Origin of the sequence: Bacillus cereus group sp. N14, assembly GCF_016483555.1 — a bacterium.
GTDB classification, from domain to species: Bacteria; Bacillota; Bacilli; order Bacillales; family Bacillaceae_G; genus Bacillus_A; species Bacillus_A wiedmannii.
This window is the reverse complement of record NZ_JAEHBQ010000002.1, coordinates 48,911-74,513: the sequence shown is the minus strand read 5'-3', so window position 1 is coordinate 74,513 and position 25,603 is coordinate 48,911. Positions and strand designations below refer to the sequence as shown.

Here is a 25,603-nt window from a genome sequence, read left to right as displayed (position 1 = left end):
CCTTTTAAAATATGAACGAAATCTCTTTCTCCTTCTAATAAAAAAGACGCAGAGAACCTGCGTCTAATACGGTGTCCATTCAATTTGTTTCGCACTTTCAAATCTTTTTTCTACATCAGGCCAATTTACAACATTCCACCAGTTTTTAATATATTCATCTTTTCGATTTTGGTATTGTAAATAATACGCATGTTCCCACACGTCTAGTACGAGGAGCGGTATCGTATCCCATTGTGTAAATAATTGATGAAGTGTACTCTGCAAAATTTCTAATCTTCCAGATCGTGGTACCCAAACGAGAAGCGCCCAGCCTGATCCTTCCACTTTAGAAGCAGCTTCTGTGAAATGTTTTTGAAAACGTAAAAAACTCCCAAAATCTTGTTCAATCTGTTGTGAAAGAGCCCCTCTTGGACTTCCGCCACCATCTTTTTTCATGTTATTCCAAAATATCGTGTGTAAGTAATGACCTGATCCATGAAAAGCCGCTTCTCTTTCCCAATGCTTAATTAAATCAAATTGATTCGTTTTTCTCGCTTCTTCCATCATCTTCTCTGCCTTATTTAATCCTTCCACGTAACTGCGATGATGTTTATCATGGTGTAACATCATAATTTCTCTAGAAATATACGGTTCTAACGCATTATACGGATAAGGTAATGGTGGAAGTGTGTGCCCTCCAATCGGAACAGCTCGTTCACTATCCCCTCTTTCATATAGTTCATATTCCTCTTCTCCCTGCACAAATACTTCCTGCAAATGATGCTGAATATGTTCTACATCATCACTTATTTCATACATAAACTCTGCATCTGTATCATACTCATGCTCTTTCATACGATCTAATAACGTTTGAATTTTATAAGCAAGCATATGGACATCATACACTTCCATTGCACGGCTATCTAATACGTGAAGAACACTTTCACACCAGCTTTCTACTTCATGAAAGTAATCTGTAAATACACCTTGCTGACTCATGTTACACCTCCTTAATGCTATCCCCATAAATATATTCAAAGGAAATCCCTTATATAACTTTACAAAAGGAAAAGAAGCTAAGTCCCCTTAGCTTCTTTTTCGCAATTAATATTTGTGTAACATCTTTGTTTGGTAATCCGTCTCATAATATTCTAGTTCTTCACGCATCAATTGAAATTTTCCTTCTAAACTCTTCATCACTTTCTCTATAGACGCTGGTGGCGTTTGTTGAAAAACGATGGAGTTTTTCCCTGTATAGGCAGACCGACTATTTTCATACCAATAATCACTCTTTGGTGAGAAAAACTCTGCAATTACTTGATGATAAATTTTATATAAAATTTTTTCAGCTGCTGTTTTTCGAAATGGCTGGCTATTTAACAAAACAAAACATGCATCATGTCCTTCTTCACAAAAAACGAGAAGACGTCTTATAGATGCTAATAACCCTTTATAATATTGCTCGTTCCCTGTTGGTGTTTCTTCTAATAAAGCAGGCAACGTATGATAATTTACATAATTGGTTATCAAAGTAATAACATCTTCTAAAAACATAGAAACTTGTTCTGTTTGATTTTCAACCATTAGATTAGACATTTTTTCCCTCTCCTTTGCCATTTCACGCTATTTCTACTCTTTTATTTTTATGTAATTCAGCCAATATTTCTTGTACTTTCACCACTGTTCCCTCATCAAAATATTGTTGGAATGCTTCTATATTATTTAAATATAAACGTTTTTGCATGCGATGCTCATTCTCTTTCAGTAAACAACATAGCGCTACAATATCCCGTAAATATATGTCTTGTTCTTCTACTTTACATACTGGATTTCCTTCAAAAGGAGTAATTTCTTGTAAAACTTCTTCAAAATATCGAACGTATAAAACGGAAAAAGTTCTCTCTTTATTATTTAATATATATGTCACTTCAGATCTATTAAAGAAATCTTCTGATGTATTAGGTTTTGCTTTCTCTAACTCATATCCCGCATAACCTATTATAATCATCTACTTCCCCTCTCTTCCTTCTTTCAATTCATTTTAACTTAATTTTCTGACAAACGAAATACTCTTTTAAATATAACCCTTATAAAAAATAGCTTCCCTATACAGGAATTTACCTTTTTATTTTTCTTGAAGTTTGTCATAATAATATTATTGTCTCAGTTTTCTTATACAAGGAGAGTTGTATTTATGTCGTTTTCATGGAAACGTTTCTTACAAATCGGGAAAATTATCTTCCCATTTGTTGTATTAACAATTGTATTCTTTCAAGCAAAAAAAGAATTAGCAGGCATTTCTTTTTTAGAAGCAATCGATACAATTAAAAACATTCCAACCGGAGGAGTCTTTTTAGCAATTACACTTGGCGCATTTGCCGTATCCACAATGTTCTTTTATGACTATGTTATGCTTCGTTATTTAAAAGCTGATATACCCGTCCAAAAGATTTTCCGCATCTCATGGATTGCTAATACTTTAAATGGATTTATCGGATTTGGTGGTCTCGTTGGAGCTGGTGTACGCACAATGCTTTATCGTCCATACATAAAAGAAAATGGCAAACTTATTAAAAGTATCGCTTGGATGACAACTGCTTTTATTAACGGATTAGCCATTCTTTCATTCCTCGGCCTTATCGGAATATTAGACACAAGTTTTATTTTGCATGAAAAACCGTGGCTATGGCCTGTTCTTATCTTTTTTGCTCTTTTCGTCCCTATATATATAGGCTTTTCTAAACTAAAAAATAGAAAAACAAAGCAAACCGAAGGACTAGAAGAAGGAGAAGAAGAGAAAAACCCAACTGTATTATACTCATTAGTTTCATTAGTCGAGTGGATATCTGCTGGTATTGTTATGTACGTCATATTAATATTATTTGGCATCGATATTGAATTTCAAAAGTTTTTAGGGGTGTATGTAATTGCTGCTTTAGCTGGCGTTGTTAGTCTTGTGCCTGGTGGCCTTGGTTCATTTGATCTTGTCTTTTTAACTGGACTCGGACAGTATGGCATTGATACAGGCGTATTACTACCTGCTATGTTATTATATCGCCTCGTCTATTACATTTTACCTTTCTGCCTTGGTCTTATTTTTGCAGCTTTTGAAATGACAGGCGTGGCCATTAAAAAGTTTGAAGATAAACCTTTTATTGCGCCTGCATTAGAAACAACTGGTGTTATATGGACTTTACAGCGTGACTTTCTAGGAAAACTTGGTTCCTGGGCATCTGCTGCTTTAACAGTATTTGCTGGAATAATGGTTATTTTATCGACCATTCTACCAACAAGTATAAATAGAGCACACGCCTTACATATTCTAGCTCCAAAACATCTTATTCAATTTTCTTTCAGCTTATCACTAACATTTGGTATTCTCCTGCTAATCCTTTCACGGGGGATATATTATGGAACAAAGCGTTCTTACTATATGACGATTATTTCTTTAATCGGAGCAGCCATCTTTAATACGCTAAAAGGAATTGATATTGAAGAAACGTTTATTCTATTAATCGTACTCGCTGTATTATATATGCTTCGTAAAAGGTTCGTGCGCGAGAAAATGGAAGTCTCACTTTCTGATATGGTAAAAGTTTTTATATTCTTACTCATAACTTTATATTTATATAAAAACTTAGGTATTTTATTTGCAGGTGCAAAAGAAGCTTTTAAACCTGATTTTGTCGTTCGTAATATTACGCAAGTGAAACGAAGTGCATTAGCAGCTGCCTTTTTCGTTCCTACATTTTTACTGATTGGCTCACTCATTGCCAATCGTTATCGAAATGAATTTCCCGGGCAACCAGCTAATGATAAAAGGTTGCAAAACTTTTTAGATGAACATGATGGTAATGTACTTAGTCATTTAGGATTTTTAGGAGATAAACAATTTTTCTTCAGTAGTGATGGGAAAGCGCTCCTTCTCTTCTCTATAACTGGAAAACGTCTCGTTGTGCTAGGTGATCCAATTGGGGATCCTTCCTCCTACCGTACTGTGTTACAAGAGTTTTTAGCTGAGGCTGATCGATTTGGATACATTTGTGTATTCTACCAAATAGAAAGTAAATGGATGAGTTTATATCATGATTTTGGTTACAACTTCTTTAAACTTGGTGAAGAAGCTGTCGTTGATTTGAACACATTTACAATAACAGGAAAAAAACGAGCCGGTATGCGAGCGACTTTCAACCGTTTCGAACGAGAAGGCTATACATTCTCTATTCATCAGCCACCATTCTCAAACGAATTATTTGAAGAGTTAAGAAAAGTTTCAGATGCGTGGCTCGGCGGAAAAAAAGAGAAAGGTTTTTCACTCGGATACTTTGATCGTGAATATATTAGCCGAGCACCTATCGCTACATTATGTGATGCTGATGGAAAAATCATTGCATTTACAACCTTTATGCCCGTATATCAAGACGGATCATTGTCTGTTGATTTAATGCGCTATTATCCAGATGCACCTAGCGGCATTATGGATGCAATTTTCATCCACCTATTCCAGTGGGCAAAAGAAAATGAATACCACTCCTTTAATATTGGTATGGCACCACTTTCAAATGTAGGTTTATCGACACAATCTTTTTGGTCCGAACGAGTTGCTGCTGCCATCTTTAATAATGTTCGTTATACGTATAGCTTCAGCGGGCTACGTCATTTTAAAGAAAAATATAAACCAGCATGGAGCGGTAAATATTTAGCATTTAGAAAGAATCATTCTTTACCAATTACAATGCTCTCTGTAACAAAATTAATAGGAAAAAGAAAAAACAGCTAAACATTTAACTGTTTTTTCTTTTTTGAACTTGTACAATAAATTCTTTTTCATATTTCTTACCATTTATATAGAAATCTCCCCATATTTTATACGTTCCTTCTATAGGAAATGTAATACGGTATTGTAATTGCTCATCTGTATCAACAGGTATTGCGTATAAAAAGTTTTCTCTCGTTTCGTCCACGATATAGAGCGCTTCCACTTCTCCTCTCTCTGAATGTAATTTCAATTTCTCACCCTTTTTCGCTTGGAATTGAAATGTTAACGTCGCTGGTTCATTCGGATGCAATGCACCAAATAATAGAGAAACTTCATACTCCCCTATTTTTTTTGTAAGCACACTATCGATTGGGAATTTTACTTTTTTCTTATTTTTCTCCTCTATTTCTCTCCCAAAATCTTTCTTCGCAAATGATTTCACAGACTTGTTTTTGTCTTCATATAAAAATATTGTATATCTTTCATCTTTCGCTATTTTGGAAGATACCTTATATGATCCATTCCCTGCAAATGTAGGTTTCATTTGTTGTACATGTTTTAATTGTCCGTCTACAATAACTGCCCGAATTTGATCATTCACACCACGAACTTCGTTATTTTTATTATTTAGCAATTGAAACAAAATATCTACTTTCTCATTTCCTTTTCCATTTGACACATCCCATTTTACTTCCTGAACATCACCTACAGTCTCTGTAGTTTCCTGATACTTTTTTATGTAAAATCCGCCTACTACAATAAATAGCAAAGCAACAAGTCCAATGACAAGATTTTTCAAAACATCACCTACCATTTTTATTGTCTCTGTTCATACAAAACTTCTTACATATATATTCTAGATTATGATTTATGAAATCCTCCTGCTTTGCACATATTACAAATAATTAAAAGATTTTAATTGAAAGGATTGATAGTGTATAATGCAAATGATATTGATTTCTATCAATACATTATAAGGAGGACTTTTCATGAGTGTACATATTGAAGCAAAACAAGGCGAAATTGCTGAATCTATTCTATTACCTGGTGATCCATTACGTGCAAAATATATAGCTGAAACATTTCTAGAGGACGTTACTTGCTATAATAACGTGCGTGGTATGTTAGGTTTCACTGGAACTTATAAAGGAAAACGCGTATCTGTTCAAGGTACAGGTATGGGTGTTCCTTCTATTTCTATTTATGTAAACGAATTAATCCAAAGCTACGGAGTTAAAAATTTAATTCGCGTTGGAACTTGCGGTGCGATTCAAAAAGACGTAAAAGTACGTGACGTTATTATTGCAATGACAGCTTGTACGGATTCTAATATGAACCGTTTAACATTCCCAGGTTTTGATTTTGCCCCAGCTGCAAACTTTGACCTTTTAAAGAAAGCTTACGATGCTGGAACTGAAAAAGGCTTACACGTTCGTGTTGGTAATGTTTTAACAGCAGATGTATTTTACCGCGAAAGCATGGACATGGTTAAAAAACTTGGAGATTATGGTGTACTAGCAGTAGAAATGGAAACAACTGCTCTTTATACATTAGCAGCGAAATACGGTGTAAATGCGTTATCTGTATTAACAGTAAGCGATCACATTTTCACTGGTGAAGAAACAACATCTGAAGAGCGTCAAACTACATTTAACGAAATGATTGAAATCGCTTTAGATGCAGCAATTCAACAATAATACATTAAAGAACTCGTCATACGTCTGTCGAGTTCTTTTTATGTGACTTTTTATTAAAAACTACTTTCAGAAGAGACAGATTTTCTCCTCTACTTTTTTGTAACGTTTGTTATAATTAAGAAATCATTTACAGTATTTCTCACAAGAGGTGACGCAGTGAAAAACAGAAGTATAGTCTTTAAACTATTTTTATTAACATCAACATTATTTACAATCATATTCCTCCTTTTTTTCTTAGGACAATCTCTATTTTTAGAGAAATTTTACATTAATAAAAAAGTAAAAACAGTTCAAACTGCTTTTGAGAAGTTCGTAAATACTTACGAAGAAAGTGGTAAAACTTATGAGGAAATTCGAAAACTAAAACAAGAATTTCATGATAAAACAAATGCTGAAATGCAGTTTTTAAATACGAACGGCATTATTAAAAGTGACAATAATTTCTACATTGATGTAATTAATCCTAAAAATAATAAAGCATATTCCATTCCACTCAATAATGTTTTAACGCCAGAAGAATATAATAAATTCGAAAACTTAGGATTGAAAAAAGATGGGATGATAAACGTCGTCGGTTTTGTACAAGATTCCACCATAACACCACTAGAATTGACAACAAACTATAATCGATGGCAAAACGAAAATGTCAACTCAGATTTTCAATCCATTAATGGAAACCCTGCTAAAAATAGACTTACAAGCCGATCCAAAACTGTGACTCAAATTGAGTTTACTGGTATCGTATCTAAGTTACAGCTTCCATCCAAAGCAGATGTTCGTCTTGCAAATGATTTTGAAACATTACAAGCCGTTCAATATTTTGCAGAGATTATTAGAAATGGCACTGCTAACTCACACCAATTAAACACTTATATAATAGATGGTGGAGAGAATATAAAAAATAGTATCTTTGTAAAACCTATTGTGGAAAATGGAAAAATTACAGAATACGCTTTTGCGATAGCATCTTTACAACCTGTTAATGAAGCGATGCTCGTTTTAAAGGATTATTATGTTTATGCCTTAATCATCGTATTTCTCGTAATTATTTTATTATCCTTCTACTACTCAAAAATCATTGTGAAACCATTAATTAAAATGAATCGCGTTACAAAAAAAATGGCCAATTTTGATTTTAGTGAAAAATTACCTGTGACAGCAGACGATGAAATTGGCGGGCTTTCCGGTAGTATTAATACGTTATCTGTAAACTTAAAAGACCGAATCGATCGATTAAATGTTGCCAATACAAAATTACAACAAGATATTGAACGTGAACGTCAATTAGAGAAAACGCGAAAAGAATTCATTTCTGGTGTATCACACGAATTAAAAACACCACTTAGTGTAATTAGAAGTTTCGCAGAAGGAATTAAAGATGGCGTTAGTAAAGATACGATGTATTACACAGATGTTATTTTAGAAGAAACAGAAAACATGAACAGACTTATTGTTGAAATGTTAGAATTAGCAAAACTAGAATCTGGTACGTACAAACTAGATATGACGACATTCTCAATCGGTGAATTAATTCAACAAGTCTATACAAAGTTATTATTTAGCATGGAGGAAAAGCATTTACAAGTGAACGTAGATGTAGACTCTTCTATATTCGTTAAAGCGAATCGTAGTCGTATTGAGCAAGTCGTTGTGAACTTACTTAGCAATGCAATTCGCTATACGCCAGATGGAGAAAAAATACATGTCTCCGTTATAGAACTGGAAAATATAGTAAAAGTCGAAATCGAAAACACAGGAAACCCTATCCCTGAAGAAAGTCTTGAAAAAATTTGGGATCGTTTCTACCGTTTAGATGCATCTCGTAGCCGTCATACTGGAGGTACCGGTCTCGGGTTATCTATTGTAAAAAACATTTTAGACCTCCACCATGCCGAGTACGGTGTATATAACACGACTAATAGTGTTGTATTCTACTTTAATTTACAAAAAGTAAAAGAAGTCAAATAATTTGTCTTAATTTCACTAGGAGTTCACATGAAATTCACACTCTCCCTTTATAGTAGGAAACAAGTTAATCCTTTCCTTTACACACATAAAAGAGGAGAGTGCGTGAAATGAAACAAGCAGGACAACCTATTCAAAATGAAAAACAATTAGAAACTATCAAAAATATACTTTTACAATCTTCGAAACGTGATGGCTTATTATTCGTATTAGCTGTAAATTCTGGCTTAAAAGTAAGTGAAATCTTACAATTAAAAGTTAGTGATGTAATCGATGAACATGAAAATGTTCGCCATTCCATTTTATTTTACAATGAAAAAGTAAAGAAACATAAATGGTTTGCTGTAAATGAAGACTTGCAGCACGCGATCGAAGACTACATGAAAGAACGTAAAACTTGGAAACGTAATGAACCATTATTAAAGTCTCAAAAAGGAACAAAATCTATTACGAGACAACATGCATGGTACATTTTAAACAAAGCTGCAAAAGAAGTTGGATTAGAAGGGATTAGCTCACATACACTTCGAAAAACTTGGGGATATTGTGCATACAAATCAGGTGTTGATATCGCATTTTTACAACACTTCTTTGATCATAGTACTCCATCAAAAACTTTAAAGTATATCGGTATTGCTTAATAACTCTTATACATAAAAAAGGTTACCATTTATAAATGGTAACCTTTTTTATGTTTCACATTCTCTTTTCTTGTCTCTCCTATATTGTAGTGGTACTCTAATAGTAAGGGGGAGAAATTATGAACACATTAACAATTGAATTACCGAAAGAAACGGCTGAAAAACTTGATTTATTAAAACAAGCTTATGAAAAGAAAACAGGTGCTTCCATTTCTGAGAGTACTCTTGTTCAAACACTTATCTCAAAAGAGTTTATCCAAGCGATAACTCCTTTTGATTTACAACAATTCGTCACTGGAAAAGAACAGCATTAATTGCTGTTCTTTTTTTTGATATTTTATTAGGAGTTTACTAGCATTCTCCCCCGAAAAACTTCTTTGCTTCAGCCAAACCTTTTATCAAGAATCTTCCTACCCGTTAATGTCTCATAAAAAGTTTATTATTTATTTTTCGGAAAACTATTGACAATGATAATGATAACCATTATCATTTATTACGAAGCCAACAATTGATGAATCAACCAAACGCTCAGTAACATTGTTACCCCTCTTTTTCATATAGAAAGGCACTGTACATTCCCCCTGTTTGTACAGTGCCTTTCTTGTTTATTATCATTCAAACAAATTTAATTGCTCAGGCTTCGGCTCACCATATGTAATGTTCATCATTTTCATAAGCTGTTTCGCATTATCCGCTGCATCTCCGCCCGAATTATTGTTAAATAGTACATATATGTCCTTTGTCTTCTTTTTTAATTGCTCTAGTCTTTCTACCCATTCTTCTAATTCTTTATTGTTGTAGCGATATAAGCAACGAACCGCTCTCCAATTCTCCCCTTTATCAAGCCACCCATGAACATTCCTACCATGAAAACGTATTAACACCATCTCTGCATTCGTTACTTCTAATACGAGCGGTACCGAACCTATCCCGGCCTGCGGCTCATCGCAAATGGTATGAATCCATTTCTCATGTTCTAGAAACTGTATCGTCTTATCTTTCATTTCGGGATAAAACCATGTTTGATTTCGAAATTCTATGGCACACGGTAAACCTTCCATTTTTTCTTTCGTATATCGAAGAAAATCCACATTTTTCTTTTTACAATCAAACCATGGTGGATATTGAAATAAAATCATTTTTAATTTATCAGCTTCTATTAAAGGCAGAATAGATTGTTTGTACACATCAAACATCTCATCAAACGTAGAAAAAGGGATTTCACCTTTCATATGTCCTGTCATTCCTTGATATGCTTTTACTATAAAAGCAAAATCTTTCGGTGTTTCCATTGCCCATTTTGTATAGTTTCGTGCAGGTTGCATCGCATAAAACGAACTATCCACTTCCACTATAGGAAAATACTCACTATATGTTCGTAATTTATTTCTATTTTCATAGGGATCTATATATAAAGAATCATGATCTCCCCACCCTGTCACTCCAATGAAAAGCAAATATATCCCTCCCTTTTTAACTTCACCTTCTATTCATTCTACTCACTTCCCGAACACTTCAGCTAATCAATTTTATTAAGTAGCCCCTTCTTTAAGAGTATCCGTATAAAAATATGATATACTAGATGGAAGAATTTTTAAATTGAGGGGTTATTTATTTATGCTTCCAAACGATGATATTGTATCTCATGAAAAACGAATAGAAGAATTAGAAAATAAAGTACGTTTTTATGAAGAACTTGTGAATCAATTACCACATCATTTCACATACAAAAATCCACATATTGGTTTACAAATAAAGAAAACGAGAACGACTCATTCCATTCAAAACATAAAAAAAGAGAATAAAGAGGCTGATTTTCAACTTACTTGCGATTCATTATTTTTATTTGAGCAACTTGAAACATACTTCATTCATATTTTTGATGCTTTTTCACATCATGTAACCTTTGTTGATGCTAAAGGAAATATCACTTTATGTAACCAAGTTGCAGCAGATGATTTTGGTGTAGTACGAAATGATATAATCGGAAAGCCAATTCAACAATTACTACAATTGCCAGAAGAAAAAATTAAAGCTCTTGAAACATTAAGGACGGGAACAGAAATATATAATGAAGAAGTTTTAGACAAAAACTATGGCATTTTAAATAACCGAATTATTCGTGATTATAACGGAGAGATTTTTAGAGTTATTAGTGTCTTTCATTATTTAAACACAGAACGTGATGCAGAGAAATTTTCTTTAGCAGGGCGAATTGCAGCTGGAATTGCACATGAAGTACGTAATCCTCTTACAACCGTACGAGGTTATTTACAATTTTTACAAGAAACTGTTTCTCCATCTAATAAAGAATTATTTAAAAACTTACTTATTCCCGAATTAGACCGCGCAAATAGTATTATTACAAAATTTTTAGCTATTTCAAAAACACGCGAATTTACAAGAGAACCGTTTCCTATTAATACATTTTTACGTGAGTATATTCAACAGTTACTAGCTAGTGAAGTCTTTTTACATAATATTTCAATTGATTATAATTTTTCTACCGAATTAGATGATGTATTAGTCCATATTGATCGTCATGAACTTGTACAAGTTTTTTTAAACCTATTTCAGAATGCTGTCGATGCTCAAGGTGAAAAAAAACTTTCTATCCAAATTACTAGTTATCGTCTAGATAATTTTGTTCGTATTACTTTCACTGATAATGGAATTGGTATTCCAACAGCCATTCAAGAGTATATCTTTGATCCATTCTTCTCAACAAAAGATTCGGGCACAGGACTGGGCTTGTCAGTAACGAAGAAAATTATTCAAAATCATAACGGTACATTAAAAATGACCAGTAATCAAGATGGTACAACTTTCACTATTTCAATTCCAATTTTACCTAAAACAACCCTTGAAAGATTAAATGACTACAAATGAGGTACTCCTCCACAAACTGCATGCCAATTGTTAAATACCTACAACAATTAGCATGCAGTTTTTTATGTTGAATTTTTCGTCTTTACATTATATAAACTTTCTCTTTATCTTACTTATTTTTGCTAAGAGGGCCGATTTCTTATTTTTTTAGAAATGGTAGTTTGTCCATCACGAATTTAGTATAAATTTCATTTTAATATATAGTAACGACTATTGATTCTATGAAAGAAAGGAATGAAAAGATGAACAATAAAAATAAAGGAAAAGTATTTTATGGTAATGATTGTTGCGAAGTCAGAGCTTGTAGTTATATTAACATCTCTAAGTCCGAACTTACAGAATTCGTTAGACTTCTTCAATCTCTTGGCCAAGCTATTCAAGCTGTCTTTCAAAACCCTTCTCAAAATAATATCGATAACTTGATTGCTGCCCTAAATAACCTACAAAAATTCCTCAATTGCTTAGATTTATCTCCAGCACAAAAACAAATTGGAAATTCTATTATCGCTAATCTATTAACTATTTTAAAAACAAAACCTTTCTCATGCGGAGCATTGTACGTTGAGCTACAAAGCTTGCTTAATTATTTATTGTATATCGCTAAGTTATTCAAAGTAGATTGCTGCACTATCGACAAACTAGTTAAACTCATAACAGAGATCCAAACTATCCTAGTTCAATACGGGTCAGGTTGCCTTGGAGGAGGAGCAACAGGAGCTACTGGGGCTACTGGACCTCAAGGACCGGCTGGCGCTACTGGGGCTACTGGTGCTCAAGGACCTCAAGGTGCTCAGGGACCAGCGGGTGCTCAAGGCGCTACTGGACCTCAGGGTGCTCAAGGTATTCAAGGACCAGCTGGCGCTACTGGTGCTACTGGCGCTCAAGGTGCTACTGGTGCTCAAGGTCCGGCTGGTGCTCAAGGTGCTACTGGTGCTCAAGGACCAGCTGGCGCTCAAGGTCCAGCTGGCGCTCAAGGTGCTACTGGTGCTCAAGGTCCGGCTGGCGCTCAAGGTGCTACTGGTGCTCAAGGTCCGGCTGGCGCTACTGGGGCTACTGGTGCAACAGGTGCCGCGGGTACTCCAATTCCTGTAACTATCGCAGCTATCGGAAACTCAAATCCACAAACTATATCCCCTGGAACAAACATCCAATTCAATCAAGTTTTTGAATTAACCAATATCTCTTTCAACGATACTTCAGATACTTTAACAATTTTAGAAACAGGCGTATATGATATTAGTTTCTCAGCGTCTACAACTTTCCCAGGATCTTCACCATTCGGATTCGGTATTTCATTCAATGGCCAACCACCTAATCGTAACTTCTCAACTAACGTTATCGGTAGTGCTGTTTCTTTCTCTACAATCGTTACTTTACAAGCTGGTACAACGATTGCTGTACAGCCTACAGCAAACACTATTTCTATTCCTAACACAGGCGATACAACTGCAACACTATCCGTATTCCGAATTTACTAATTTTCAATCAATAAGTATATTTATAATAATATGTATCGTTTAACCGTTCATTAAATCTCTCTTTATATAGAAAGGAGCACTTATTTGGGAGGATAAGTGCTCCTTCTTTACGTTTCTTTACCTCAAATTTACTCTATCTTAATCCTCATTTTGTATGATAAATAGTGAAGTCAAAGATATGAAAGAGGGATGAAAATGAGAGTTATGTCACTAATACGCATTTGGTTTGCTCTTATGGTATGCATTATTTTATGTGTAGGATTTTTTTTAACTCTAAAATATTCCACTATATCAAAAGCAGAGAGAAAAACTGTTCCATACAAACTTTTGTATACAAAACAAAGCAACATCCCTTATTCCAATACCACAAAGAATGAAAAAAAGGTTATAAAAGGAATGCTTATTACGAAAGCTTCTAGTTCCGAAGCGTTACTTCAAATTGCTGAAACGATTAAAGATCAGTATACAAATAAAGAAATTGATGAAATCACACTTTCTATCCACAATGAAAATAATGGTAATTACGAAGAAGAATTACTTTACGAGCCTATTAGTAAAGGAAAAATAATCGTCACATACGATTCTCAATCCTTTGGCAGTACAAATGTTACACTTAACGAGTAATACTATTTATCCCAATTGATATGGGCTAACAACTCGTAGAGATAGATACAGCTCCTCCCACCGATTAAAAGTTCACTTAATTTCTCATACGAAAAAGAGGCGAATTTCGTTATTCGCCTCTTTCTTTTACCAAAATGAAGGAATCCATTCTTTCACTTTATCAATCCACTCTTGTTGCTCTTTTTTTCTTTGTTGTTCCTCTTCTTTTCTTCTCTTCTCTTCTTCTTTTCTTCGTTTTTCCTCTTCAATTGTATTCAATTGTTTTTTATAATCAGCCTCAGATATGAGCGATAACTGGAATGCTTTTTGAGCTGGATTGGCATTCGCTTTTTTCATAATATCCCGGAACATTGTCGTCGTAATTTGACTTCCCCCCGGAACATAATGATCACTATCTGTTTTATCATATCCTACCCAAATCGCACCTACTAAATCTGGTGTGTATCCAACAAACCATGAATCCTTTGCACCGGCGCTTGGTCCATTTACAATTTGAGTAGTTCCTGTCTTACCGGCCGTATCAACATTATTAACTTTCGCCTTTTCGCCCGTGCCCTTTTCGACAACACCTTTTAATAAATATGTCATCTTTTGTGCAATTTTCTCGCTCGTCACTCGTGTCTCTTTCTTATACCACTTTCCAATTGTTTCGCCTTCAGCATTTTGTATCTCTCTAATCGCATGAGCTTCCACTTGAACACCGTCATTTGCAAATGTACTGTATGCTTGAGCCATTACAAATGGAGAGGTCCCAACATGCATCCCGCCTAAAGCAATTGGATACGTACGATCTTCTGGCACTAATGGAATACCAAATCGCTCTAAAGATTTCAATCCTTTATCCAATCCAATTTGTTCCAATAGCCAAACAGCCGAAACATTGTACGACTTTGCCACAGCTTCATACATTGTCACATCACCGTGAAAAGTATGATCACTATTTTGCGGTTTATATTCTTTAATATTAAATGGTTCATCTTTTAATATATCGTATACTTCATACCCTTGCTCTAACGCTGGTACATATACAGCCAGAGGCTTTAACGTTGATCCAGGTTGTCTTTTTAATTGGGTTGCATGGTTAAACTGTAAAAACTGATACGGTCCTCTACCTCCAACTAAAGCTGGTACACCACCTGTTTTTGGATTCATAAGAACTACACCCGTTTGCATAAGCTGGTCTGAGCCATTATCTTTGAAATAACTCTCATTATTTACAACGTCTTCTACAGCCTGTTGTTTTTTCGGATCAAGCTCTGTATAAATACGATAACCACCTGCTAAAATTTCATTTTGTGTTAATTCGTACTTGTCCATAGCTTCCCTAACAATATAATCTACATATTGAGAGTATTTCCCCTTGTATTTATCATCCACACCACGTTTTAACACAAGACCGCTCTCTTTTTCTTTATTATACTGTTCGTCAGAAATATATCCTTGCTCTTTCATTAAACTTAATACAACATTACGTCGTTCGATTGACTTATTAAAGTTTTTATAGGGCGAATACGCAGACGGTGCTTTAATCAAGCCAGCAATCGTTGCAGCCTCTGAAACCGTTAAATCTTTTACATCTTTATCAAAATAAGATTTAGCTGCCCTTTTTATACCCCAAGCCCCTTCACCAAAATAAATTTGGTTCATATACATTTCAATAATTTCATCTTTCGTATACGTACGCTCTATTTTTTTTGTTAAAAAATATTCCTTTATTTTTCGAGAGTATGTGCGGTCTTGTGTCAGAAATACATTTTTCGCAAGTTGTTGTGTAATTGTACTTCCCCCTGCTACAACTTCTCCTGCTGTAATATTTTTAAAAACTGCACTTATAATTCCACTATAGTAAATACCGTGATGGTTAAAAAACTCCTTATCTTCTACTGCAACAATTGCCTGAACCATAATGTCAGGAATATCTTTCCTTTTAACACCTTCTGTTTTAGAAGAAGCTAATTTAGTCGCAACTTCATTATTTGCATCATAAATTAAGGTCGGTTGCGGAACAGCTTGTTTTAATTCAGATATGTCTTGAATGGAAATTATTATATTTATAGCAATAAATATAGTAGCGAGTAAACTCCCTAATACAATTAATGAATTACGAAGTTTCTTCCTCTTGTTGAACCACTCCTGCATTTTTTTCAAGTGAGTGTTCTTCAATTTCATTCGTTCACTTCCTTCGTTTGTTTACACTCTTCTTTTCAAAAGGAAGAATATACCTCCTTTTAAATTTATTATAATAACGTAGTCGTTCCTATAGTGTAAAGCTTTTCTTTCACATTCATACTTTTTGCAAGAAAAGGACATTCTACAAGTAAGATATTCACTATTGATTATTAATATTATTAATACAACAATGAGAGTTATGTTAAGTTTTTGTAAACTTTTCGATAAAATGTTTTAAAAAACGACAGTTTTTTGTTAGAATTGACTAGCCAATATATTTTACATATATTACTTTTGTGGGGGTAACTAATAATGGTATTTAAATCAAAAAAAGATAAATTTTCTGAAATGTTAATGAATGTTTCCGAAAATTTAAAAGAAGGCGCGCAGTTTTTCGTGGAGTATAAAATTAAAAATGCTAGCGATTTAAAAGAGTTTTCTATGCGCATGAAAGAGTATGAGTCAAAAGGTGACACATTTATTCACGAAATCATTATGGAGCTAAACAAAGCGTTTATTACTCCAATTGAACGTGAGGACATCCTACAACTTGCAATGAGTATGGATGATGTATTAGATGGATTAGATCATAGTGCTGGTCTATTCGAAATGTATTCTATTACAGAAGCTGATGAATACATGATTAAATTCGTTGAAGCAATTAATCAATGTGCGATTGAGATTGCAAATTCTGTTGAACTACTGTCTAAAAAGAAGTTAGTCGACATTCGTACGAACGCAATTAAGATTAAGGATTACGAATCACAATGTGATGATATTCGCCGTCATGCAATTAAGCACTTATTCTCTCGTGAGAAAGATCCGATTAAGATTATTCAATACAAAGAGATTTACGAAGAGCTTGAAGAAGTAGCGGATAGCTGCCAAAGCGTTGCAAACGTATTAGAAACAATTATTATGAAGAACGCGTAAGGAGTTTGATCATGGATACACTCTTGATACTGACCGTTTTAGTAGTCATTTGCGCTTTAGCTTTTGACTTTATCAATGGATTTCACGATACAGCAAACGCTATTGCAACGGCTGTTTCAACGAAAGCTCTAAAGCCTAGACATGCAATTATTATGGCAGCTATTATGAACTTTTTAGGTGCGATGACATTTACAGGTGTAGCAAAAACGATTACAAAAGATATCGTTGATCCATTTGCCTTGCAAAATGGTTCTCTTGTAATTTTAGCTGCTTTGCTTGCGGCAATAGCTTGGAATTTAATTACTTGGTACTACGGTATTCCAAGTAGTTCTTCGCATGCAATTATCGGCTCAATCGCAGGTGCAGCTATCGCTGCTGCCGGTATTAGCTCATTAAATCTTAAAGGGTTCATAAAAATTCTTGAAGCTTTAATCATTTCACCGATTATCGCTTTTGTTATTGGTTATATCGTATACAGTATTTTTAAAGTGGTCTTTAAAAACTTTAATTTAACGAAAACGAACAAAAACTTCCGTTTATTCCAAATTTTCACTGCAGCATTACAAGCTTATACACATGGTACGAATGATGCACAAAAAGCAATGGGAATCATTACGATGGCTCTTATGGCCAATAACTATCATACTTCTGACGACATCCCGTTCTGGGTACAATTATGTTGTGCAATCGCAATGGGTCTTGGTACTTCTGTTGGCGGATGGAAAATTATTAAAACTGTCGGTGGACAAATTATGAAAATTCGTCCTGTAAATGGTGTAGCTGCTGATTTATCATCATCACTTGTTATTTTCGGCGCAACATTCATTCACTTACCGGTTAGTACAACGCACGTTATCTCTTCTTCTATTTTAGGGGTTGGTGCTTCACATCGTGTGAAAGGTGTAAAATGGGGAACTGCAAAACGTATGTTAATTACATGGGTTATTACACTTCCTATTTCAGCTTCGTTAGCTGCACTATTTTACGCTTTATTACACTTAATCTTTTAATTAAAAGTCGTCTTCCTTATTTTTCTAGGAAGACGACTTTTTTGTGAACAAACCTTTTTCTTATTAAAAAGCGTGTATAATAATTGGTGGATAAGTTATATAGAGGAGTTGGAAATTTTGGAATACATCATGTTACTTTTCATCGGGTTAATCGCCGGGACAGTCGGGAGTCTAGTCGGGCTTGGTGGCGGAATTATTATTGTTCCGTTATTAATCGGATTACACAGTCTATCACCACAACTTGCAGTAGGAACTTCAATGGTAACAGTCGTTTTTACAGGACTATCTTCCACCCTTACTTATATGAAGCATAAAAGAGTAGATTACAAAAGTGGACTTATTTTATTTATCGGGAGTGGCCCTGGTGGTATCATCGGCTCGTGGGCAAACAAATTTTTAAACCAAGATACATTTTCTTTATATTTTGGGATTTTCCTTATTTTTGTCTCCATCCTTCTTATGTTACGAGACAAATTAAACCCCCTTTCTTTATCAAATATGACGGTAATTAAGCGTTCTTTTACAGATAACGAAGGAAACACTGTACACTATCAATTCCCACCGCTTCTCGCTATCTTTATCGCCTTTATAGTTGGTTTTATATCTGGATTATTTGGAATTGGCGGCGGTGCCTTACTTGTTCCAGCAATGATGCTACTTTTTGCATTCCCAGCACATATTGCTGTAGCAACTTCGATGTTTATCGTATTTTTATCAGCAATTGTAAGTTCTGCAACTCACATCTCCCTTGGAAATGTCAGCTGGGTTTACGCATTAATTCTTATTCCTGGTGCATGGATTGGCGGAAAAATCGGGGCTTATATTAATACAAAATTAAGTGGTAATGCCGTAATTAATTTATTACGTATCACATTAATTATTCTCGGAACTAGATTAATCATTACTTCTTTTTTATAACGCGTTCTTTTTAGAATGCGTTTTTCTTATACACATGAATATAAAAATCCTCCTAAGAGAACAAATAAAATTAAACAAACACATAATAACATATAATTGGAAATATGTACTTTCTTCAAGTTGACCACTCCTATAACTGCGACTGTTATCTTTATGATAGCGAAAAAATAATTCACTTGCAGTTACAAAGTGCTAACAATGCAAAATCATTTATTACAAATTTTATCCTTATATTTCATTTCTTTGTATATTCTATCGTTTTAATAAAAAAAGATGTCATATTGACATCTTTTTTAGTGAAGAAGTGACCATCCCATAAAATCCTCATGTACTTGGCACGCCCTCTTATCGTTTCGATCATATAATTCAGCATAACTATCTGTTTCTTCATCATAAGCCATCGTATAAATAATTTGGCCGTCTACTTCAACGGATAACACGACTCCACCTTTCATCTCTTCTACATGAATGATAGCATTCGCCGGAATTCTCATATCCGTCATTTTTATCGCATCTAACAATATACTAAACCCCCTACAGCGTATTCATTGCTAGTACTATTACACACTAAATAGTATACTACTGTAATAGCATATATTTCGTCAATGAAATTGCTGTTTAAAAGCATATTGTCTTTATACATATACGCTAAAATAGAAGAAATAGAAATGTTTAAATGGGGGGCTAACATTGATTCTACACAAAGGAGATGTACTATTCCGTCAAGGCGAGGACGGTCCTTTATATTTTATAAAAACAGGTTTATTAAAAGTAGTACGGATAGAAGAAGATGGAACACCATTTCTATTCAACATTATCGTTCCAGGTGAAACGATACCTCACCATTCTTTAATTTCACCGAAGGAATATCACGGTACAGCAATCGCTTTAATGAAAACAGAAGTTGAACCTATAATTAGTAATGAATGGTACGATCAACTTCAGGCAAATCCTGCATCATATGCAAATATTGCTATGCAACTACAATCAAAATTAAGAATGATGCAACAGCGTATCGATCAATTGACAACCGTCTCTCCGAAAGAACGTCTACATCGTTTACAAGAATGGTTCACACTATATTTAGATGACATTCCTATATATGAAATATTAACACAAACTGAAATCGGTCAACTCATAGGTATACGCCGTGAAACGGTAAATCGGCTGTTACGAGAACAAGTAAAAAACGAGGTAAAATAATACCTCGTTTTTTACTTATTTCAAACTTCATCTATTGTAAGCTTGCTGCTGGACCGAAAAATTCATAATGAATATGCTCTTGTTCCACACCTAAATTAGTTAATGCAGCATTTATATGCTTCATAAATGGTACGGGACCACAGAAATAAAATTCTGCTTCAGTTGTCGGAATAATAGTTTGTAACCATTCAGCTTCAATGAAACCTTCTTTATCAAAGTTCTTCATTTCCAAATCTTTTTCAGTTGGTGCAGAATAGCAAGTGTATGCTTTAACTTGTTCGTATTCATTATCTACTGCCTCAACGTGTTCTTTCATTGCATGTGTATTACTATTTATCGCTGCATGAACAAAACATACATTACGTTTTGAGTTTTGTTCAATTAACGTATTTAGCATACTCATCATTGGTGTAATACCTACTCCACCACTAATTAGCACAACTGGTAATGTTGAATCCATATTTAATACGAAATCTCCTGCTGGTGCACTTACTGGTAACATATCCCCTTCTTCTACATGATCGTGTAAGTAGTTAGATACTTTACCGTCCGTTGTATCTACACCTTTTTCTTTCTTTACACTAATACGATAATATTCTTTTCCAGGAGCATCTGATAAACTATATTGACGATTATGTGTATACGTTTCACCTTCTATATTTATTTGAATCGTTACATATTGTCCTGGGATGAATGAAGAAACTTGCCCTCCATCTTCAGGTTTTAAATAAAATGATGTAATAACGTCGCTTTCCTTCACTTTTTTAACAACCACAAAGTTACGGAAATCTTTCCATCCACCTTCTTTATGCGCCGCTTCTTCATACATCTCTGCTTCAATGCTAATGAATGCATCAGCAATGACACCATAAGCTTCTCCCCATGCATTTAAAACTTCATCAGGTGCACCTGCGACCTCTTTAATTGCACGTAGTAAACATGTACCTACAATCGGGTAATGCTCTGCTTTAATACCTAAACTTCTATGCTTATGACCAATTTGTTTTACAACTGGAATAATAGCTTCTAAATTATCAATATACGTTGCAGCTGCATAAACAGCATTCGCTAGCGCTTGTTGTTGTCTTCCCTTTTTCTGATTTGTATGGTTGAAAATATTCAATAACTCCGGATGTTCCGAAAATAAAATTTGATAAAATCTCGTTGTAATTTCAACGCCTTTTTCTTGTAATAATGGTACTGTTGACTTTACGATTTCAATTGTTTTTGCACTTAACATTGTATCCCACTCCTCTATTTCCTTAACTGTTTTTAGTTTAACTGAATTGTATAGTACATATTGTGATTTTAATCACTATTAACACGGTGTTTTTGTGAATAATATATGAACATTGCACTTACAAAAGAAAATAAGCCAACTAGAATTCTAGCTAGCTTATTATTTGGACTGTATAGCTTGTTCAATTACCCTTATATCTTTTCCATCTCCAAACTCTGTATACCCCCATATGTTCGTTTCACCTCTATATTTATTTACAATAATATCTAAGTCATGGTATACACGATGTGCATAAACTACATACTCAATATTTTGAAGTTCCACACCTTTTTTTACAATTTCATAGCTTCTATTTACATCACGTTTTATTTTTTCATTCTTTATTTCTGTATGTATATTTTTTAAAGACGATTCTTGTTGTTGAAACCATTGTTTAAATTGGTTCCAGTCCCCTTCTGTATAATTCTCTGCTTTACCGTAATTTAAGAAATTATTATAACTTTCATGCGTCATACGAATAAAATCTAGCACTTTTGTCTCTTCTTGCACATCTTCTATTTGAGCTATTGTACTTACCTCAGCAGGCTTATTCGCATAGTGTAATAGCAATTTCATAAGACTATAGCTCGCAATGATCATTACGATAATAATCCCGAATACAATTAACAATTTCTTCATATACAGAACTCCTTCTCTACTAAAGATATTACAATGTATGACTATACTTGTAACATTCTCTCGTAGAAGTATAATTCCTGTATAAATTCTTCCTATCATTTCGACAATATTTTTCTATACATTTCTCGTTGGTAAATGTTCTTGTAAAACAATGTATCCTTCATAAGCTGTGTAACCGAGTATAGCCATTAATCCGATATAACAAGCAAAGACTGTCCATTTCGTTTTCATATCAACTTTATAATAGTTTTCCTGTTGTCTCTTTTCTGTCTCCCATTCCTGTAATTTTCTTTCTGACATTTCAAATGCTTCTCTTATATGAATTGTATGCGTTTCTTTTTCATCTTCATATGGAACGTAATCAAGCGGCTCAAACTTTGGTAAAAGATGCTCTAACACTTCAATCTTTTGAAGTTCTCCTACTTTTAATTCTTTCTCTCTTTCTTTTTGCCTTAATATATTTATTTCATGTTGCATCATATATATATTTCGATGCACCGCACCTGTTTCTTTTAACTCCTCTTCAAGCCTTGCAACATATTCTTTCATTCCATCAATTCTATATCCTAATTCCTTAATTGGCTCATCTCTCTTTATTACTCTATATAATTCCATACAGCCGATAATAAAAATAAATCCTCCCAAAATACTTTTAAAGTAAATGGAATAACCGAGCAATACAATAAGGCCCGCTCCCCAAATCTTTGTACTTACAACTGAGATAATTCGTCCACCATCTAATGGAGAAACCGGAATCAAGTTAAAGAAATTAATCATACTTCCAAGTAAAATAATTAATGCCCAAAATGGCTCTTTCGTCATTATATAAAGTGGAATCGCAGGTAAAAATGACAACAATCCGAAAAGAGGTCCCATGAAGGCAATGTAAGCTTCATCTTTTGCATTTTTCGGCATCTCTTTCATCCCAATAAGAGCGCCCATAAATGGAATAAATATTGCTGGCGATGTTGGTATACCTTTTCTTTTCGCAGCCCATAAATGGCCCATTTCATGAATAAACAATAAATAAATGAGCGCTACCCCAAATTTCCAACCATATATAACCGCGTATGCACCAAGTGATAGAAACATACTAAATACCGTTGAAAACTTTGCTAGTTTAAAAATTGCAAATACCCACTTTAACTTAGAAAGTAAAAATAAACCTATGGCAACTATAATTCCCCATAATCCTTTTTTATTATTTTTCATATTCCTCTCCTTTATCTCTCATTAATGAATCCTATTCATTCATCAAAACTATTCTTTTCTCTATTATGACATATTTTTTTCTATCGTTAGAAATAATGTTTATTTAATCCATTTTCAGCCAAAAATATAAATATAAGGAGGTGTTTGCAAATGAATTTACAATCTCTCATAATAGGCGCTCTATCGTTTTTAGCTTCAACTCTTATTTTTTATACCGTTAGTTACGTATTATTATTAGATTTGTTGCCCAATCACGTATTTATTGCCCTTGTCATCCTTTCCGCTCTTATGATTTCTTTTCTTATTACACGAAAATCAATGAATGAGCCATCTGCAAAAGCAAAATAATAGAGAGGGGGTGTTTTCCCCTCTCTATTATCATTTCCTAGGAAAGGTCATATAGACTTTACATTCATCCCGATCCGTATGGACTAATTAAAGTTTCATTTTATCTTTGTAAATCCATTTTTTCACCATACTCTTTAACAATTTGAATGATATTTTGAAAAACACCTATTTTTTCTTTTTTACTATTTAATATTTTCAAATCATAATTTTCATAATATGTTTCTAATGATTTTAATTGTGATTCTGAAGCATCTTTTACTTGCACAGTAGCATGCAATTCATATTGTTTATACCCTTCCTTTACCTTTTCACCTGAAATTTTTTCACTCTCTTTTGCTCCAATTAATTTTTGAACTTTTTCTGGGAAAACGACTTGTAAATAATATTCTTGTTCCTTCTCTAACTTGTTGTATAATGATTGTGAAATCGTATACCGCACCGTATAATTCACTTTTTGATTGCCTGCTTTAATATGAAACGCAGTAATCTGCAAATCTTTTTTTGTTACTTCCGTTAAAGGACCTACCTGCATCTCATCTTCTTTTTGTTCTGAAACATTTGGAAATATAGCCAAAAGCTTTTCCGTATCTTTTTTATTCAGCATATACATAGCTTCCTTATATTGTACCCATCCTCGTCTGTCTTCTCCTCTTAGCCATGCATAATATGTTTCTTTTTTTCCATCCCTATTAATTTGTATTTCATATTCCGGTTCACCAAAACTACCTGTTACTTCTTGTTTTTCCGCTTTATCTATAATGTCTATTACTAACTTAGCTTCTGATTCCTGTAACTTTTTCTCTTTATGTTTTTTTTGTATAACGGTTACCCCTATTGTTTCTTTCACTTCATTCACCGCCTCTTCCACTTTTTTTGTTTCTTTTTTTTGCTCTACTTGACCACAAGATGCTAGTAACATAGCAAATAACAACAATACATATTTCCTTTTCAACTTAATCCTCCTTTTACAATAAGAAATTCTTATACTCTTCATATAAAAAAACAAAAACGTGACACACTATAAAATACGCTATACTAAGTATTGAAAGGAGGTCTTTTTCATGTCCATTAATTTTCACGATGCAAATAATAAATACACATACGCACAGCGAAACGCCCATATTTCTTGGGGAGAAATGATAAAAAGTATTACAAATATACAAAACAAGCAAATAATTGATATCGGCTGTGGTGGCGGGATTTATACGAAAGAACTTGCTCTTATGGGGGCCAAAAATGTCATTGGACTTGATTTTTCAAAAGAAATATTACAAGCTGCAAAAGAAAATTGTAGCGGATTTACAAATATTTCATTCATTCAAGGTGATGCACATAGCGTCCCATATCCTAATGATACATTTGACATTGTTATTTCGCGCGCAGTGATTCATCATTTACAAGACATTCCTACATTTCTACGTGAAGCTTCTCGTATATTAAAGAAAAACGGTGTACTTATTGTACAAGACCGAACTATTGAAGATTGTACAATTCCTGGAAGCCCCGAACACATTCGTGGATATTTTTTCTCTACCTTTCCAAAACTCATTGAAATAGAATCAAAAAGGCGGCCAAAAACCACCACGATACAGCAAGAATTACAAAAACATTTTCTTCATGTGTTCCCCTCTCAAACACAATGGGAAGTACGAAAAATACATGATTCTGTAGAAGCATTGCTACAAGATTTATCACCTCGAACAGGTCGATCCATTCTATATGAATTAACAGATCATGAACTTTCTCAACTTCTACAACAGTTCCAGACCGCATTACAAAGCATCTCTCCTATTATCGAAAGAGATCGGTGGACAATTTGGAGCGCCATGAAATTGTAAGGAAGGAAGCCTCACAACATAA

At 34.0% G+C, this 25,603-nt stretch carries 25 protein-coding genes; 14 read left to right on the top strand and 11 right to left on the bottom strand.

Annotation, left to right across the window (positions count from 1 at the left end; translation table 11 throughout):
* Window positions 1-63 precede the first annotated feature (63 nt).
* From JDS82_RS03765 to JDS82_RS03755, 3 genes are all read right to left on the bottom strand, one after another.
* Window positions 64-978: a superoxide dismutase gene (locus JDS82_RS03765; RefSeq protein ID WP_000082674.1), complete on the bottom strand. Its 915-nt coding sequence runs from the start codon at window positions 976-978 to the stop codon at window positions 64-66.
* A gap of 105 nt (window positions 979-1,083) precedes the next feature.
* Window positions 1,084-1,575 (bottom strand): YpuI family protein, encoded by a 492-nt coding sequence (locus JDS82_RS03760; protein WP_076536286.1) that lies wholly within the window; start codon window positions 1,573-1,575, stop codon window positions 1,084-1,086.
* 22 nt (window positions 1,576-1,597) lie between these two features.
* Complete coding sequence (locus tag JDS82_RS03755; RefSeq protein WP_076536284.1) at window positions 1,598-1,987, bottom strand: hypothetical protein; 390 nt, start codon at window positions 1,985-1,987, stop codon at window positions 1,598-1,600.
* Between the two features lie 186 nt (window positions 1,988-2,173).
* Here JDS82_RS03755 and mprF point away from each other — a divergent pair, with 186 nt between their 5' ends.
* Entirely contained in the window at window positions 2,174-4,759 is a 2,586-nt protein-coding gene (gene mprF, locus JDS82_RS03750; protein ID WP_199712734.1) for a bifunctional lysylphosphatidylglycerol flippase/synthetase MprF, read from the top strand.
* Window positions 4,760-4,763: 4 nt separating this feature from the next.
* Here mprF and JDS82_RS03745 read toward each other — a convergent pair whose 3' ends face one another.
* Window positions 4,764-5,552, bottom strand: a complete 789-nt coding sequence (locus JDS82_RS03745) for a hypothetical protein (RefSeq protein WP_046958911.1) — start codon at window positions 5,550-5,552, stop codon at window positions 4,764-4,766.
* A 175-nt stretch (window positions 5,553-5,727) separates the two neighbouring features.
* Between JDS82_RS03745 and deoD the strand changes: the two genes are divergently transcribed.
* The 4 genes from deoD to JDS82_RS03725 all read left to right on the top strand — a co-directional run bounded on the left by deoD (window position 5,728) and on the right by JDS82_RS03725 (window position 9,355).
* Complete coding sequence (deoD, locus tag JDS82_RS03740; RefSeq protein WP_000110707.1) at window positions 5,728-6,435, top strand: purine-nucleoside phosphorylase; 708 nt, start codon at window positions 5,728-5,730, stop codon at window positions 6,433-6,435.
* A 156-nt stretch (window positions 6,436-6,591) separates the two neighbouring features.
* Window positions 6,592-8,403, top strand: coding sequence for an ATP-binding protein (locus tag JDS82_RS03735; protein WP_199712733.1), 1,812 nt, complete (start codon window positions 6,592-6,594; stop codon window positions 8,401-8,403).
* A 107-nt stretch (window positions 8,404-8,510) separates the two neighbouring features.
* Entirely contained in the window at window positions 8,511-9,041 is a 531-nt protein-coding gene (locus tag JDS82_RS03730; RefSeq protein ID WP_000806231.1) for a tyrosine-type recombinase/integrase, read from the top strand.
* Window positions 9,042-9,160: 119 nt separating this feature from the next.
* Window positions 9,161-9,355, top strand: a complete 195-nt coding sequence (locus JDS82_RS03725) for a DUF3924 domain-containing protein (protein ID WP_001094861.1) — start codon at window positions 9,161-9,163, stop codon at window positions 9,353-9,355.
* 297 nt (window positions 9,356-9,652) lie between these two features.
* Here JDS82_RS03725 and JDS82_RS03720 read toward each other — a convergent pair whose 3' ends face one another.
* Window positions 9,653-10,498 (bottom strand): DUF72 domain-containing protein, encoded by an 846-nt coding sequence (locus JDS82_RS03720; protein WP_000897337.1) that lies wholly within the window; start codon window positions 10,496-10,498, stop codon window positions 9,653-9,655.
* A 160-nt stretch (window positions 10,499-10,658) separates the two neighbouring features.
* Between JDS82_RS03720 and JDS82_RS03715 the strand changes: the two genes are divergently transcribed.
* The 3 genes from JDS82_RS03715 to JDS82_RS03705 all read left to right on the top strand — a co-directional run bounded on the left by JDS82_RS03715 (window position 10,659) and on the right by JDS82_RS03705 (window position 14,032).
* Window positions 10,659-11,930: an ATP-binding protein gene (locus JDS82_RS03715; RefSeq protein ID WP_061673447.1), complete on the top strand. Its 1,272-nt coding sequence runs from the start codon at window positions 10,659-10,661 to the stop codon at window positions 11,928-11,930.
* A gap of 242 nt (window positions 11,931-12,172) precedes the next feature.
* Window positions 12,173-13,408: a Gly-Xaa-Xaa repeat protein gene (locus JDS82_RS03710; protein ID WP_199712732.1), complete on the top strand. Its 1,236-nt coding sequence runs from the start codon at window positions 12,173-12,175 to the stop codon at window positions 13,406-13,408.
* A 195-nt stretch (window positions 13,409-13,603) separates the two neighbouring features.
* Window positions 13,604-14,032, top strand: coding sequence for a hypothetical protein (locus JDS82_RS03705; RefSeq protein ID WP_048561363.1), 429 nt, complete (start codon window positions 13,604-13,606; stop codon window positions 14,030-14,032).
* A gap of 126 nt (window positions 14,033-14,158) precedes the next feature.
* Here JDS82_RS03705 and JDS82_RS03700 read toward each other — a convergent pair whose 3' ends face one another.
* A complete protein-coding gene (locus JDS82_RS03700; protein WP_048561364.1) occupies window positions 14,159-16,201 on the bottom strand; it encodes a transglycosylase domain-containing protein in 2,043 nt (680 codons plus the stop codon).
* 312 nt (window positions 16,202-16,513) lie between these two features.
* On the opposite strand from JDS82_RS03700, the gene JDS82_RS03695 reads away from it, so the two are divergent.
* From JDS82_RS03695 to JDS82_RS03685, 3 genes are all read left to right on the top strand, one after another.
* Window positions 16,514-17,134, top strand: coding sequence for a DUF47 domain-containing protein (locus JDS82_RS03695; protein ID WP_000231452.1), 621 nt, complete (start codon window positions 16,514-16,516; stop codon window positions 17,132-17,134).
* A gap of 11 nt (window positions 17,135-17,145) precedes the next feature.
* Complete coding sequence (locus tag JDS82_RS03690; RefSeq protein WP_048544857.1) at window positions 17,146-18,144, top strand: inorganic phosphate transporter; 999 nt, start codon at window positions 17,146-17,148, stop codon at window positions 18,142-18,144.
* 117 nt (window positions 18,145-18,261) lie between these two features.
* A complete protein-coding gene (locus tag JDS82_RS03685; protein WP_000455764.1) occupies window positions 18,262-19,062 on the top strand; it encodes a sulfite exporter TauE/SafE family protein in 801 nt (266 codons plus the stop codon).
* Window positions 19,063-19,355: 293 nt separating this feature from the next.
* On the opposite strand, the gene JDS82_RS03680 is transcribed toward JDS82_RS03685, so the two are convergent.
* Entirely contained in the window at window positions 19,356-19,583 is a 228-nt protein-coding gene (locus JDS82_RS03680) for a hypothetical protein (protein ID WP_000882907.1), read from the bottom strand.
* Window positions 19,584-19,752: 169 nt separating this feature from the next.
* Here JDS82_RS03680 and JDS82_RS03675 point away from each other — a divergent pair, with 169 nt between their 5' ends.
* Window positions 19,753-20,265 carry a Crp/Fnr family transcriptional regulator gene (locus JDS82_RS03675; RefSeq protein ID WP_199712730.1) on the top strand — a complete coding sequence of 171 codons (513 nt, stop codon included), beginning with the start codon at window positions 19,753-19,755 and terminating at the stop codon, window positions 20,263-20,265.
* A 31-nt stretch (window positions 20,266-20,296) separates the two neighbouring features.
* Here the strand turns inward: JDS82_RS03675 and hmpA are convergent, their stop codons facing one another.
* From hmpA to JDS82_RS03660, 3 genes are all read right to left on the bottom strand, one after another.
* Window positions 20,297-21,505: an NO-inducible flavohemoprotein gene (gene hmpA, locus JDS82_RS03670; protein ID WP_048561366.1), complete on the bottom strand. Its 1,209-nt coding sequence runs from the start codon at window positions 21,503-21,505 to the stop codon at window positions 20,297-20,299.
* Window positions 21,506-21,664: 159 nt separating this feature from the next.
* A complete protein-coding gene (locus JDS82_RS03665; protein WP_000734814.1) occupies window positions 21,665-22,183 on the bottom strand; it encodes a hypothetical protein in 519 nt (172 codons plus the stop codon).
* Window positions 22,184-22,297: 114 nt separating this feature from the next.
* Entirely contained in the window at window positions 22,298-23,395 is a 1,098-nt protein-coding gene (locus JDS82_RS03660) for a site-2 protease family protein (protein WP_048561367.1), read from the bottom strand.
* A 150-nt stretch (window positions 23,396-23,545) separates the two neighbouring features.
* On the opposite strand from JDS82_RS03660, the gene JDS82_RS03655 reads away from it, so the two are divergent.
* Complete coding sequence (locus JDS82_RS03655) at window positions 23,546-23,743, top strand: hypothetical protein (RefSeq protein WP_001053356.1); 198 nt, start codon at window positions 23,546-23,548, stop codon at window positions 23,741-23,743.
* 100 nt (window positions 23,744-23,843) lie between these two features.
* On the opposite strand, the gene JDS82_RS03650 is transcribed toward JDS82_RS03655, so the two are convergent.
* Window positions 23,844-24,695, bottom strand: coding sequence for a YhfM domain-containing protein (locus JDS82_RS03650; protein WP_098649937.1), 852 nt, complete (start codon window positions 24,693-24,695; stop codon window positions 23,844-23,846).
* Between the two features lie 109 nt (window positions 24,696-24,804).
* On the opposite strand from JDS82_RS03650, the gene JDS82_RS03645 reads away from it, so the two are divergent.
* Window positions 24,805-25,581 (top strand): class I SAM-dependent methyltransferase, encoded by a 777-nt coding sequence (locus tag JDS82_RS03645; protein WP_199712728.1) that lies wholly within the window; start codon window positions 24,805-24,807, stop codon window positions 25,579-25,581.
* The last annotated feature ends 22 nt before the right edge of the window (window positions 25,582-25,603 follow it).

Coding starts and splice junctions, on each gene's coding strand:
- JDS82_RS03765 (WP_000082674.1), bottom strand. CDS start 978: ATGAGTCAGCAAGGTGTATTTACAGATTACTTTCATGAAGTAGAAAGC.
- JDS82_RS03760 (WP_076536286.1), bottom strand. CDS start 1,575: ATGTCTAATCTAATGGTTGAAAATCAAACAGAACAAGTTTCTATGTTT.
- JDS82_RS03755 (WP_076536284.1), bottom strand. CDS start 1,987: ATGATTATAATAGGTTATGCGGGATATGAGTTAGAGAAAGCAAAACCT.
- mprF (WP_199712734.1), top strand. CDS start 2,174: ATGTCGTTTTCATGGAAACGTTTCTTACAAATCGGGAAAATTATCTTC.
- JDS82_RS03745 (WP_046958911.1), bottom strand. CDS start 5,552: ATGGTAGGTGATGTTTTGAAAAATCTTGTCATTGGACTTGTTGCTTTG.
- deoD (WP_000110707.1), top strand. CDS start 5,728: ATGAGTGTACATATTGAAGCAAAACAAGGCGAAATTGCTGAATCTATT.
- JDS82_RS03730 (WP_000806231.1), top strand. CDS start 8,511: ATGAAACAAGCAGGACAACCTATTCAAAATGAAAAACAATTAGAAACT.
- JDS82_RS03725 (WP_001094861.1), top strand. CDS start 9,161: ATGAACACATTAACAATTGAATTACCGAAAGAAACGGCTGAAAAACTT.
- JDS82_RS03715 (WP_061673447.1), top strand. CDS start 10,659: ATGCTTCCAAACGATGATATTGTATCTCATGAAAAACGAATAGAAGAA.
- JDS82_RS03710 (WP_199712732.1), top strand. CDS start 12,173: ATGAACAATAAAAATAAAGGAAAAGTATTTTATGGTAATGATTGTTGC.
- JDS82_RS03705 (WP_048561363.1), top strand. CDS start 13,604: ATGAGAGTTATGTCACTAATACGCATTTGGTTTGCTCTTATGGTATGC.
- JDS82_RS03700 (WP_048561364.1), bottom strand. CDS start 16,201: ATGAAATTGAAGAACACTCACTTGAAAAAAATGCAGGAGTGGTTCAAC.
- JDS82_RS03695 (WP_000231452.1), top strand. CDS start 16,514: ATGGTATTTAAATCAAAAAAAGATAAATTTTCTGAAATGTTAATGAAT.
- JDS82_RS03690 (WP_048544857.1), top strand. CDS start 17,146: ATGGATACACTCTTGATACTGACCGTTTTAGTAGTCATTTGCGCTTTA.
- hmpA (WP_048561366.1), bottom strand. CDS start 21,505: ATGTTAAGTGCAAAAACAATTGAAATCGTAAAGTCAACAGTACCATTA.
- JDS82_RS03665 (WP_000734814.1), bottom strand. CDS start 22,183: ATGAAGAAATTGTTAATTGTATTCGGGATTATTATCGTAATGATCATT.
- JDS82_RS03660 (WP_048561367.1), bottom strand. CDS start 23,395: ATGAAAAATAATAAAAAAGGATTATGGGGAATTATAGTTGCCATAGGT.
- JDS82_RS03655 (WP_001053356.1), top strand. CDS start 23,546: ATGAATTTACAATCTCTCATAATAGGCGCTCTATCGTTTTTAGCTTCA.
- JDS82_RS03645 (WP_199712728.1), top strand. CDS start 24,805: ATGTCCATTAATTTTCACGATGCAAATAATAAATACACATACGCACAG.